General features: G+C 44.2%; 11 protein-coding genes. 5 read left to right on the top strand and 6 right to left on the bottom strand.

The genetic code is table 11. The annotated features are described in order from the left end of the window. Positions 1–71 precede the first annotated feature (71 nt). Entirely contained in the window at positions 72–764 is a 693-nt protein-coding gene (locus T489_RS0108345) for a hypothetical protein (RefSeq protein ID WP_031579594.1), read from the top strand. An 83-nt stretch (positions 765–847) separates the two neighbouring features. Here the strand turns inward: T489_RS0108345 and T489_RS0108340 are convergent, their stop codons facing one another. From T489_RS0108340 to glk, 6 genes are all read right to left on the bottom strand, one after another. Next, positions 848–1924 carry a Gfo/Idh/MocA family protein gene (locus T489_RS0108340; RefSeq protein ID WP_031579592.1) on the bottom strand — a complete coding sequence of 359 codons (1077 nt, stop codon included), beginning with the start codon at positions 1922–1924 and terminating at the stop codon, positions 848–850. A 379-nt stretch (positions 1925–2303) separates the two neighbouring features. Beyond that, complete coding sequence (gene tsaB, locus T489_RS0108335; protein WP_031579591.1) at positions 2304–3008, bottom strand: tRNA (adenosine(37)-N6)-threonylcarbamoyltransferase complex dimerization subunit type 1 TsaB; 705 nt, start codon at positions 3006–3008, stop codon at positions 2304–2306. Between the two features lie 151 nt (positions 3009–3159). After that, on the bottom strand, positions 3160–5853 hold the full coding sequence (locus T489_RS0108330) for an ATP-dependent DNA helicase (RefSeq protein WP_031579590.1): 2694 nt from the start codon (positions 5851–5853) through the stop codon (positions 3160–3162). A gap of 92 nt (positions 5854–5945) precedes the next feature. After that, complete coding sequence (locus T489_RS0108325) at positions 5946–6212, bottom strand: hypothetical protein (RefSeq protein ID WP_031579589.1); 267 nt, start codon at positions 6210–6212, stop codon at positions 5946–5948. A 14-nt stretch (positions 6213–6226) separates the two neighbouring features. Beyond that, positions 6227–6505, bottom strand: coding sequence for a hypothetical protein (locus T489_RS0108320; RefSeq protein WP_031579588.1), 279 nt, complete (start codon positions 6503–6505; stop codon positions 6227–6229). 219 nt (positions 6506–6724) lie between these two features. Continuing rightward, a complete protein-coding gene (glk, locus tag T489_RS0108315; protein WP_031579587.1) occupies positions 6725–7696 on the bottom strand; it encodes a glucokinase in 972 nt (323 codons plus the stop codon). Between the two features lie 1056 nt (positions 7697–8752). On the opposite strand from glk, the gene hexR reads away from it, so the two are divergent. The 4 genes from hexR to T489_RS14925 all read left to right on the top strand — a co-directional run. Continuing rightward, on the top strand, positions 8753–9649 hold the full coding sequence (gene hexR, locus T489_RS0108310) for a transcriptional regulator HexR (RefSeq protein ID WP_051621918.1): 897 nt from the start codon (positions 8753–8755) through the stop codon (positions 9647–9649). A 67-nt stretch (positions 9650–9716) separates the two neighbouring features. Next, the gene (locus tag T489_RS0108305; protein ID WP_031579585.1) at positions 9717–12098 is read left to right on the top strand and encodes a hypothetical protein; all 2382 of its coding nucleotides are present in this window, start codon (positions 9717–9719) and stop codon (positions 12096–12098) included. A gap of 127 nt (positions 12099–12225) precedes the next feature. Further along, positions 12226–12735 (top strand): GNAT family N-acetyltransferase, encoded by a 510-nt coding sequence (locus T489_RS0108300; RefSeq protein ID WP_031579584.1) that lies wholly within the window; start codon positions 12226–12228, stop codon positions 12733–12735. Next, the coding region (locus T489_RS14925; protein WP_157608154.1) for a PhzF family phenazine biosynthesis protein at positions 12732–13501 on the top strand (770 nt) is incomplete at its 3' end. The genes T489_RS0108300 and T489_RS14925, both read left to right, overlap by 4 nt.

Below are 13501 nucleotides of genomic sequence, written 5' to 3'. Positions count from 1 at the left end.
GGTTCAGAACGGCAAGGCAACACCCCGTAAATCAGCAGTTTTAACTCTATCTTTATGAGGTCGTTTAAAGGATGTTTAGAAAATTAGCTCTTATTGCAGGCTTACTAACGGTTGTTTCCGTTGTATCATCACCTGTCTATGCCGGCAATAAATTCTATCGATGGGAAGACAGCAATGGAGCCATCCATTACTCTCCTACCAAGCCTTATGGCGTAAAAAGTATTGACGTAATTGACACGACCTTCTCAAGCAAGCAGCTGGAAGCCATTAAAAAGTCAAATCAGGAAAAGCAGGAACTCTACAATATTCAGAATCAGGACAGGCTGGCTCTGGAAAAGGAGTTACAGAGAAAACATGATATTCAGCGTCTGCAGACCTGTGTGGATATAACTTTTGATAAGATGTCATATCAGAAGCGTCACATAGATGATAACAGCATCAAACAGAAGCTGGACTGTGAATACAAGTACAACAGAACCAAGCAGTCTGCAAAATACGATCAGTGTATTCTTCAGGTAGAAAGCGATCGTCTTAAAAACCTGAAAATTCTGGAACAGAGTGCAAACCACTGCTTCAACAACGTTACCGATCAGTCCATGATTGACGAAGTCATGAAAAAGTATCGTGAAGCCCCTACCATCAAGGCTGACGACATGAGCATGATGAATCCTAATCAAGGTGATGAAGCTGATAATGACAAGCCTCAGAAGAAACTTCGCACTTCTTCAAAGAACAAGAGCAAGGCTAAAAAAGAAAGCAAGTAACCTGATTCCTGTACAGAATAAAAAAATCCCTTCGGGGATTTTTTTATTTCATCAGAGCTTAAACGGTTATTTCCGCAGGTGTTTTACACGTCACTGTAATTATTTGCCATTACTTCAGTTATTATACGAAAGACGGCCTTTGATTCCTTAAAATGATTCCTGTTACCGGCCATGCATGAATCGTATCCGTTTTCCAGAAGTTTTTCAAACTGAAGAATCTGCATGGCAAAATTGTATTCCGAATCATTCTCAAAAGTCTTTCTGCATATTCCTGACTCTTTGTCAAACCTTGAAGTCAGATCCCTTGCTTCCGGAGCATCACCGTTCATGCAGCAGTTATAGGACTGGGCATGAATAAAATCCCTGGCAAAATAAAAGCCGTTGGTTCCGCCGATATCAAGGACGCACGGAAGATTGGATACGTTGGAAATTGTTATGGTGGCACTGACACCGAACCTGTTTCTCAGAATAATATGGGCATTTACACCTACATGGTATTCCCTGGATATGTCCAGATGGGAATTAACCACTTCAACATGGGTTCCAAGAAGAGATACCGCAGCTCCTATGGCATAACCGCCGAGATTAAACAGCACCCCGTCTGAAAGATTGATCTTATATCTCAGAAAATCGTCTCTGACAAACTTCGGATTGGACTTTCCGAGACTGATGCAGACATTTGTGGGACGGCCTATATCTTCAAAGGATTCATGCCCTCTGATTACCCCGCCGAAACTGTTAAGAAGCGGAGATGACAGTGTCGGATTGGCCTCCATGATTATTTTTTTGCTGTTTTTCAGACACTCGTGAATTTTTGCCAGTTCACTGATGGAACAGACCATCATCTGCTCAACAAGCACATTGCGATCATGGAGCATCGCCTCCGTGGCATAATTGCAGTGTGAATCATTGGATGTGGCTATATAGACATACGAGGATTTCTCGTATTCCCAGAAACTTGATATGCTGTCAAAAACCTTTGTCTGCCCCGTAAGACCGAATTCTTCAACCAGGGCGACAGCCTTGTCAGTATGATGACTGTAAATGGCAGTAATGGGACGATTCAACGCCTTATATATTTTTATGCGTTCACGTGACATGGCACCGGCACCTATAATTGCCACTCCATAACCATGTGAATCAGCGACTGAATCAGCCATATGCGTAACCACTACTATTTAAACACTCACAAATTTCACGGTCATTTTCATAATAGTTATCCAAACCGCGGAAATTATACAAACACTATCCCTGAGTATGTTTAAAGAATAAATCAAAAAAAAATAATTTGCATTATATCAATATCACATTATTGATATGTATCACCTGTAATACCGTGTATTTTGAAGGAGTTGGAATTCTTTATCTCCGATAAGGCTTCATGCGTTCGAAAAATGCCTTATTCAGAGCCTGAAAACAGAGTTCCGCAGTGAATGCTTCATCACTGCAGAAGAAGAAAAACTCCGTTAACGAACCTGACTGTCCGGTAGCGGAGTCTTGAATTACAACCTTGTATCAGGTTATGCAGTCATACGAGATTTAAGCATGCTGCTCACTGACTTTTTTCCATGATACATTGTCCCTGAGATATACGGGAAGAACATTCTCAGGTTCTTCTCCCCTGCCGGCTGCAAAAGCTCCGGCTGCAAGCTCGGCTATTTCAACGGCATCAGGAAGATTATCAGATGCAGGAGAAACGTAACCGGCAAAGGATTCTGAAAGAACAGGATAAGTACCGAAGCCTGTGCCTACAGAAGTGAATTTCTTTCCTGAAAGAGTTCCTCTTATAAGTTCAACGGCTTTTTCCGGAGCTGTCACTGCCTCGGGAATCATGGCCTTCGGAACATTTTCGGAAATTTCGTAAATACCGAGATAGACTTCTCCCATTCTGGCGTCGATTGCAGATACCACGTATTGGGATCCGGTCTCCTTATGAGCCCGTAAAGCCATGGCTTCCAGATCCACAATACCGATTAAAGGCTTTTCGGCGCCGAAAGCCAGAGCCTGAGCCATACTTACACTTATGCGAACCCCGGTGAATGATCCCGGGCCTCTGCCGCAGGCTACGGCATCAAGATCGGAAAGTCTGAGTCCTGATTTTTTGAGCACGTCATCAATGTACGGCAGCAGCAGTCTGGTATGCCCCTGCGGAGACACGCTTCTTACAGCCTCAATTTTGCCATCCTGATACAGTGCAACACTGCAGCCTTCCGTTGCGGCATCAATTGCTAGAATTCTGGTCATATTTCCCCCATTCTGCATACATGCATTCAAAACCATCAGCACTCATTAAACTCGGTGTAGTATAAACCAAGCTTGAAATATCTTCCATAAAAACAGAAGGCACGAAACATCTTTACCATGTTCCGTGCCTGCGAACCTTCATGAAAAGACTCTATTCCTGACTGTCACCGTCATGCTTAAAATCATTTTCCATAAGATCCCTCACCACCTCTATCCTGTTGGTAATATTGAAATAGGACAGACTGTTCAGTATTCTTCCGGCATAACTCTTGTTGGCAGAGCTCAGAAGATCCTTTGAGCAGATGATAACGGCCCCCTTATCGGTTTCTGTTCTGATGAGGCGGCCTACGCCCTGTTTGAGGTCAATAATGGCGGAGGTGACATCCACCTTGTCAAAGGCATTCATTCCCTCACTTTCATATCTCATTCTGGTCATGAATTTATGAACTGTTTTCTGAGGGAACGGAATCTTATCAATAATAACGAGAGACAGTGCGTCACCCGGAATATCAACACCTTCCCAGAATGATTTTGTACCGACTAAAATCGCATTTCCGGCCTCCTTGAACTTGCTGATGAGACCGTTGTTTGTACTGTTTCTTTCCTGTTCCAGAACCTTGCGGGCAGTGGTAAAGCCGAATGACGTAAACTGATTTTTGCGCAAAGCCTCGGCGTAGCGGTGACAGGCATCATAGGAGGTAACCAGTATGAAAATACCGCCTTTGGTGGCATTAATTACCGGAGCCAGCATTTTTATGGTATTCATCGGACAGCTGTAAGGCAGATTCTTTGACTTGCTTTCATCATAATTACTGGTAAAGTTTGCCAGGTCTTCAGGAACGCACAGAATGGCATTATTCTTAAAGTCAAAAGGACTGTAAACCAGTCTGCATACGGTATTGTCACTGCTCAGTCCTATTCCGTAACGGAAGTTCTGGAAGTCCGTTTCCTTACCTGTTCCGCTTTCCGACTTTTTATCATAAAGCAGATCCAGAGCCGGTGATGACGTGGCTCCGGTATCAATGGTGGCACTTGCAAAAATAAAACTGTGGAAACAGTCTTCCTTTGACAGGAAAAAGTTCTTGAATTCCATGCTCGGTCTGAACGGAGACTTGGTTATGGTAAAGCCGGTTTCCGCAACCTTGGTGTACCAGTAGTAATAGGCCGACGCCATCATCCCGGAGGTTCTGCAGGTATTTATATACTGTATTATTCCGCCTATGAAATTATAGGTGTCTACAAATATGTTCAGAACAGCCTCACCTTCCTCGGACACACTCTTGAGTTCCGAGGTTCTGCCGGCCTGGGTAAGAATAACTTTGGCACCTTCATTAAGACGGCTGACGGCCTTGTGTGCCATCCCCACTTTTTCTCCGAGCCTGTACAGCCCCTGAATGAACCTGTCGATATTAAGATCCATCAGAACGGCTTCCTCTGAACCGAAGGTTACCGTTGCTTCCTGTCTGTTCTTCTGCACGGAGGCACAGGTACTGATTCTGTATGCCTGTTTTTCATACTGAGGCAGCAGACTGCAGGAATCATCAGTATACATGTTATCGAGGTAGGAAAGGAATGAGTCCTTGTTTTTTCCATCGACAAAACGCTTCAGATCCGCCATGACCTTATCCACTTCGGAAAGAAGCTCATGCTCGTACCTGATTACCGCATCCTGTTCATTATTGTCGGCCTCACCGTTTTTATCGGCGGCAGTATCCCTGAGCTTACCCTCAACCAGCTTTTTACCGCCGGTTCTCTTCTTTTCCCTGCCGTTAAGATCCTTTTTAACCTTTTCATAAGGCTGACTTATAAAAACGGAGCTGATGGCCTCATTAAACGATTCAGTACCTATTTCGGCACTGAAAGCGTCTCTGAGAGTATCCTCAAACTTGTGCGCTTCGTCCACCACCACGATTCCCGCTTTCGGAAAGAGCATTTCGTCATTCTGAACGCCGTAGCACAGCAGAGACTGATTAAGCACCACAATCTGAGAAGTCTTGGCTTTCTTACGGGCAATGGAAAGGAAACAGTTTTCGGAAAAAGGACAGCTTTTCTTGTTGCAGAACGCCTTTTTGTATGCAAGGCGGTTCAGCTGAAGCACCTCCGGCTCAAAACCGCCGGTGGACATCATGTAGTTTTTGAATTCTTCTATTTCGCCTGTTCTGGCAGATTTAAGGTAGTTCTTAACCGTATTAACGATCTTTTTGTTCTTCTGAATCTGTTCCCTGGTAAGACCGGCCTGGGCTTCATCAATCATGCCGGCAAACAGATCCTGCTGAGCGGGAATTTCCTCATGAGAAGAACCTCCTGAGTCCGCCTCGTCGCTGCTTTTAGGAGGTTCAGGGACGCTGAAAGCTCTGCTCATGCCTTTAAGACATATGTAGTTTGAAGCGCCTTTCAGAACAGATACGTAACACGAAACACCGAGAACGGACTTGAGAAATTTAATGTCCTTATTGAAAAGCTGATCCTGCAGGGCCTTGGAATAGGTTGAGATAAGCGCTTTTCTGCCTGAAAGAAGGATAGGCACCAGATACGCAAAGGTTTTACCTACGCCGGTACCCGCCTCAACAACCAGATTGTGTCGATCGTAGATGGCTTTCAGAACCTCCTTGGCCATTTCAACCTGTCCGGGTCTTATCTTGTATCCCTCCTTTTCCGAAAGAGGCCCCTTGTTGTCAAAAACCCGGGTCACCTCGTCTTCAGAAGTCAGCTCACTGGTTTCAGCCTCTGTGTTTTCTTCAGGTTCGTCGTTTCCGCTGGTCTTAAAGAAGGTAGGCATGCCGCTGCCGTTAAAAGGAGAACTATGCCCGTCAAATTCAAATGGTGATGGCATTGAATCTTTCATTTATAACGAATCCTTCTTTAAAACAAAAACCTGACGGCAGAAATTCTGAACATGAACATTTAAGCCTGCCTGTCACAACCTGAAACAAACTGTTACTTTTTATCCTGAGCTCTGAAGTAAGCCCTTGTGGCCAGATATATAAGAATTCCGCCAAAGACTATGGCGTACTTCGGCTGGAGATTAACCAGCTTCCACAAATAACTCCAGTGGTCTATTCTTTCAGGCTCTTTCAGAAAACCGAAGACAATGGAGGCCGCGCCGACAATAACCGGAATAATCACGCATCTTACGTAATATCCGGTACCGAATGCTGAACTGCCGTTCATTTTTTCCTTTTCGGAATCTTTTGCTTCACTCATAATTAATCCGTACTTTACTCTTCGCAGTCCGAGTCATATCTGTCAAGATCCGCATAGGGATCCCTTTCAGGATTCTCCGGTTCAGCAGACTGTCCCTTGTAGCACATAACATGCCTCATGCCTTCCACGGTGTAGTTTGCAGCCAGGGCTGCAAGCGCGAAAAAAATAACAATATACCAGTCTGATAAAAAGATCAAGGATACCAATAAAAAAATTATAGCTATAACCAATAAAAATACTCTTAACTTTAGATTTACGGCATTTTTATTCTTAAAATCGCTTTTGGCACTCATTTATCGCATCCCTTATAAACATACGACACGGATCCGTTTCTTCTTATCCGCAACTGAAATTATATCCGGAATATGTCTTTTCGTGTAAGACAGTCTCTGCTGACAATCCGTTATTTTTACGCTTATTACAAATAAGGCCGGAACATTGTTCCGACCCTATTGGCATAAATTGAACTTTAACACGATTCAACAGAGAATATTCATCTCCGTAAAAATCCGTTAGAGCTTATAGCCGAGTTCCTGTCTTAAGTATGCACCGGCACCGATTAAACCGGTGTATGCATTGGTGATAACGTATACAGGGATTGCAGAAAGGTAGTTCTTGAATCTGCCCTTGTCTTCAAAAGCAACACGGAAACCAGAGTTCTTGAAGAACTGGAGGAAGCGAGGAACAATACCGCCGGAAATGTAAACACCGCCGAAAGCACCGATGTTGAGAGCGAGGTTACCGCCGAAACGGCCCATCATCACACAGAACAGATTGAGTGCTCTGTGACAGTCAGTGTCAGGGTCTTCGAGTAAGGCACGACCGGTTACATCCTTAGGTTCAAGATCTTCAGGAATACGGTTGTCTGAAAGAACAATCGCACGATAGATGTTAACAAGCCCCATGCCTGAAAGAAGTCTTTCGCATGATACGTGACCTACTTCTTCGCGGAGAACAGACAGTAAGATATCTTCTTCAGGGCTGTTTGGTCCGAAGTCAACGTGACCGCCTTCACCCGGAACGCTGTACCAGGTATTGTTGAAATTAAACAGATGAGCAACACCGAGACCGGTACCTGCACCGTATACCGCTACAGGCTTGGTCTTGTCAGGTTCACCGCCGCCGAGCTTAACCATGTCCTTTTCATCAAGAACGGGGATAGCCATTGACTGAGCAGTGAAGTCGTTGATTACTGACAGTTTTTCAAGACCGAGATTGGTACGCATTTCAGAAATTGAGAATTCCCATGGATTGTTGGTCATGGAAACATGATCACCGGTAATAGGACAGGCGATGGCAATGCAGGCCTGCTTGATATTCTTGTCCGTGTGATCGGCGATGTATGACTTGAGCACACCTTCCAGACTTTCATTTTCCACAGCTGAGTACACTACGGTATCCTGAATTTCTCCATTTTCAAGATTACATAATGCAATACGAGCATTGGTACCGCCCACGTCACCGACTAAAGCAAAACCTGACATAAAAACTCCTAAGTCTCTTTGAACTTTTCTAAAACATTCTGTATGTAAACATGTGATATTCAGACTTCCGGACCGGAATCCGCCCGCGGGCCTGAACATAAAAACAATAAAGAGTATTATATATTTTATGATGTTGCATGACAACCTGAAAGGAAGATAATTACATCAAAAGAATCCCCACCTGCTCAATATTTCCGGGACGCATTCAGACATCTTTACAAAATCAGGCCGAAGGTGTCCTGAAATCCCATAAAACTCTGCGAAAACCTGGAAAAACCCGTCCTCTGACACTTTATGAACTTAAGGTTAAACGGCTTTATTTTTCAGTGATTTATGATAAATGTAGTATTTTTAAACAATTTTTAAACGATCTTGTGCCAAAATTCAGTTATTTAATTGAAAACGTTATCATGTTAAGTTAAAATGAAAGAAAATTACATTTTTAAATTAATATCTGTAATTTTCTGTCTTTTTCGTTAGAAATACAGTTTTATTTTTACACAAATCAACAGTCAGAAAGATACATATATCAAAAAATTGTTGCTTTGTTTTTAATAAACTGTTTTTTCATGGAATAATAATTACAGTTGTTTTTCATTTCCTAAACAGCATAACACTGTTTTCATGCCGTAGAGGAAGAACTGAAAAGGACTCACCTCCCGGCAGCGGAGGATGCATTCCGGATTTACTGGAATGAAGAACCTGTGTTCATCATTTTTGCAATTTCCGGACATAACGATAAAGCAATAGCATATAACAAACAGGTCTGACACGAATCAGACACAATAAAAAATACGGACAAAACTGTTTTAAACACAGACTGCAACAGAAAATTGGAAGCAGCCGACCGGAAGACGGATTATTCCGTTTAATGAATTCTGCAGACAGGATTCATGCGATAACCGCAAGCATCATAACAGCGGCGTATGACTCATGCACGGATGTCGGACGCGATTCACTTACTGATCGTTTGGTAAAAACGACGGTTCTGAATTGAAACAGCTCCGGCCTCTCAGAAAACCTGATTGGCGAATCAATATATTGAGAGAAAAGTATATGTTAAATTTTTTAGACTTTATCAAAAGCAAATACGAGTTCTTCAGTCCGAAAGAGAAGAAGATTGCCGACGTGGTACTGGAACAGCCACAGAAGATCATTGCCTCAAGCATAGCTCAGCTGGCAAAATCAGCCGGTGTTTCCGAACCGACCGTGCACAGATTCTGTCAGAAGATCAATACCGAGGGGTATCCCGATTTCAAACTTAAACTCGCCCAGACCCTGGCAAAAGGCATTCCTTACGTAAACATTCACGTAGACGAAAACGACAGCACGGAAAACTACACCAAGAAGATTTTTGACTCATCCATCTCCATTCTGAACGAAGCACGCAAAAATGTTGACATCAGAGTCATTCAGAGATGCGTGGACGTGCTCAGCTGTGCCAGAAGAATAACCTTCTGCGGACTCGGTTCAAGTGCCACCGTTGCCCACGACATGCTGAACAAATTCTTCAGATTCAACATTCCATGCAACTACTTTGAAGACCCGGTCATGATGCTGATGAGCGCATCAAACTGCAGTCTGGAAGACGTTTTTGTACTTATTTCCCATACCGGAAGAACAAAGGATCTCATTGACGTTGCAAAATACGCCAGAAGCAGAAAGGCTACCGTTATCGGATTAACCTCTGAAAACAGCCCGCTGGCTGAAGAATGTTCACTGGTGCTTTCGGCAAAGATTCCGGAAGATACGGATATATATATTCCAATGGCTTCCAGACTTGTGCAGCTTGCACTCGTCGACGTGCTGGCAACAGGTCTATTCCTGCGTAAAGGTCCTCAGTTCATAGCAAACCTTAAAAACGTAAAGGAAGCCATAAAGGAATCAAGACTGGAAATGCCTCGTGAGAAGAAGGCGGATAACAAGGAACCGGGTGAAGAGGAGAACAAATAATTCTTTACCAGCTTCTGCCTGCCGGTAATAACTATAAAGTCATACAGAATCGGAGCAGCTCGTACTGATGTCTAGATATCTGGCCATAATTGACAGTTATAAGCTTAAGCAGCTTGAGAGTCTGGGTGAAATATATATTTCCCCAAGAGAGTTGAATGAAATATTTACGGCGGATCCTCATACCGCAAACTATCAGGATCTGCTGGAGGAGAATTTTTACTTTCGCGAAATCCACGAAAAGGTATTTCTGCTCATATCACTGCTTCAGGAAAGAGACTGCGACAACGGTCTTGACGTGAGCATTTCCGAAATAGAATACATCATCGCGCTTAATCCGCAGGCAGCCGAAAATCTGACCCGCACGTATCCTGATTTCAGGTTCTGCACTCTTTCAAGACGACTCGGCATCATTGAAAACTTCATTAACTATAACGTCAGAAAGAACTGCTCCGCAGGCATTGCCGCCATGCGCATACTCATGGGGCTGTGCGAACCTCCGGCCACACTGAATTCCTACAACCTTCTTGATCTGAGCACGGATCCGGCAAGAGAACTTCTCATCGCCAAACACCTCCTGCAGAAGAAGACTCCGTACTACCGCACCAATCTGGCTTCAAGAACTCTGCTGACACTCATTACGATGTACAGAAGAACCGTCGGTTATCCTGACGGAGACATCGGTTATGTCATGGACATGCTGGAAATCTACCATTATGCGGTTAACCGTTCAGATCAGACTCCTCCGGGATACAACGACGGCTGGATGAATAATCCAGCCCATGCAGTCCTGATGAAAATCCATAACGAAAATCCGGACATATCCTTTGACGACATTCTGTTTAAAATTAGGGAAATTCCGGAATTCGGTGATTTTCTGCATACCCTGACGGCACTGTATTCGAGGGATTCATATATTCTCTTCATTTATCTGAAATCAATAGATCAGCTGAGAAAATTCGGCATCAGCAGATCCACCGTGGCCAATGTGGCCTCATGGTGCAATACCGTGGATGAAAGAGAACTTCTGGCATCATGGCTCGGCAGCTGCTTCGGATACATGAAAGTCATTCACGCGCTCTATGACACCATGGACATAAACATCATGAACATAAGCAGCGATGATGAGGATGACGTCAACGGAGCCGACAGAATCATAACCTCCTTTGAGTCCGGCAGGAGCGCGGCAAAGAATAACAAGAGCGATGCCATGACCGGAGAAATGACCTCGGGCATGTCCGCCGCCAACGATGAATCACAGCCTGAGCACAGTGATTCACGAGATCGCCAGGAAGGACAGGTATCTACCGGTGACGATTCTGAACTGAACAAGGCTCCGGTACCTCACAGTTTCATTCTGGAAAAATCACTAATGGAACTGAACAGGTCCGGTCCGGTTCAGCCGGTTGCCGAACCACAGGCATCCGGAGAAATATCCGGAACAGCTTCTGAAAACACGGAAACAGAATCCCCTTCCGTCCCTGAAGAAATCAGTGGGCAGGAACACGTTATTGATCTGGCAAACATTGTCACCATCAATGACGACCATACCGGTGATCCTCAGAAAATTCTCTCCAAAACGGATCTTGACAACATCAGCTTCACCAATCCGTCTGATGATGAAAACATCGGTATATCCGGTCTCCTGCCTGACGGATTCTTTGACGTGTATTTCGAGAACGACATAACCTCTCAGATTCATGAGGTTCCGGATATTCCTGAAAACACTAACTTTGAGGTGATTGAACTCTTTTCTGAAAACTCAGTTTCTGCCAGCCAGCAGGCCGCGGACCAAACGAAACCTGACTATGATTCTGATACCGTGGTATACGCAAAGGGCGTACGCATCAACAATTCGCAGATTAAGATTGCGGGATACAGTCTGACCTTCCTTGAAGGCATATTTCAGGCTCTTACCATAACCGCCGATTTCTCGGCACTGAGCGTTCAGGAAATAGAATGCGCCGTCAGCATGCTGATACGTACCGAAGCCCCTATCAGCAGAGAATGCATTGTTAAGAGATTTGCACATATCTGCCGAAAAACAGGTACCCCGTTCAAGAACAATCACAAGCTGAAGGTTATGCAGGAAATCAATCACGTGATTGAAAAACTTCACTGCATTACCGACATGGATGACTTTATCTACATGCCGAACAAGCCGGTATTTTCACGCAACAGAAAAATCGACATTAACAGAATCGGCTACAGCCAGACGTCCGACATTCCGTCAGATATCCGTTACAGCACTTCCGTAAGCCGTCAGGAGATTATCGCAACCATAAGACTTATCAAGGCTGATGACAATCTGGGACTTGGCGGCATACAGCCTACCGCCGAGGACGTATGCAAATTCATGGGACTTCTCAAAATCAAGAATTCCGCCCAGCAGCAGAAGGAAACTGACAGAATCAACCGAATTATCGGTGAAACAGAACGTAAAAGCGCATAGCACACGTATCCCGTACGTCAGCATTTCTGATTTTCCCATGAGACATAAATACGCGTTTCACCTATTATCATACAGCAGACATATTTATCTTTTTCAACCGGGCATAAACAGGAACAGAGGATTTTCAATGAACGATGATATTGTACTTCTGCCTCTTACTGATGATGACAGAGAACAGTTTATAAAAGACAATCAGGAAGCCTTCAGATACGGGGCCACGGAGGAATTCGGTCTCCGGGATGACCATTTCGAGGAAGACGGTGAAATCATTTCGCATAAAACCATCTCTGACTCCATTGATGCCGGCAAGGCATACCGCATCATGCTCGGTAATGAAAAAGTCGGAGGAGTGGTCATACAGACCGACGGAGAGCACGGAGATCTGGATCTCCTGTTTGTGTCTCCTAAGGCTCACAGCCTCGGAATTGGATACCGAGCCTGGTGTGCCGTTGAAAAAATGCATCCTGAAGTAAAACTTTGGGAAACGGTAACTCCGTACTTTGAAAAAAGAAACATTCATTTCTACGTCAACCGCTGCGGTTTCAGGATTGTGGAGTTTTTCAACAGTCATCATAAAGGTCCGCACGATGATGAGGATTTCGAAATGTTCAGATTTGAAAAAAGAATTGAAAGATGAAACAGTTTATTGTTGATGCATTCACAGATACCGTGTTTAAAGGAAATCAGGCAGCCGTATGCGTAACTGACAGATGGCTTTCTGAAGAACTGATGATGAACATAGCCAGAGAAAACATGTTCTCTGAAACCGCCTTTACCGTAAAAGAGGATGATACCTACAGGCTCAGATGGTTTACGCCGGGCGGTGAAATCGACTTCTGCGGTCATGCGACACTGGGGACAGCCTTCGTTCTTTTCAGTTTTTTCGAACGGAAAGCCGAAATTCTCTCCTTCACCACGGCAGCAGGTATAATCACCGTCAGAAAAGAAGAAGACACGTTCGTCATGAATTTTCCGGCCTACAGATGCATTGAGACGGAAGTTACCGACAGAATGGAGGAGGCTCTGGGAATCAGACCGCTTGCAGCCTACATTTACTCTATACCTGATACCAGTTCAGACTATGATGCTGAATGTGCTATCTGGCTGTGCCTACCTACCAAATTTCGAGCCTCAGAATGTGCCAAAGCACATAAAGCCCTCGTAAAGAGGTTGGCGAAGCTCAAGCCTCCATTAGTTCCTCTATCCAGTTGTCTTGAAAGCTCTAGTGTGAGTGTAGGAGACGCTCAAATATCATCTCATGACAATGTAGCCGCTTTTATCCCATCGCATAAGGAGTGTATTCGATATGAAGAAAAAACTATCTATGGAAACCGAGGAAAACAGATAGTAAAGGAATGTGCTGAATACGGATATACTGATGATTCTTACGTAAAGGATAAAGA

Source organism: Ruminobacter sp. RM87 (genome assembly GCF_000701925.1).
Lineage (GTDB): Bacteria > Pseudomonadota > Gammaproteobacteria > Enterobacterales > Succinivibrionaceae > Ruminobacter > Ruminobacter amylophilus.
The sequence above is the reverse complement of the archived record's forward strand: the minus strand, read 5'-3'. Positions and strand labels throughout refer to the sequence as shown.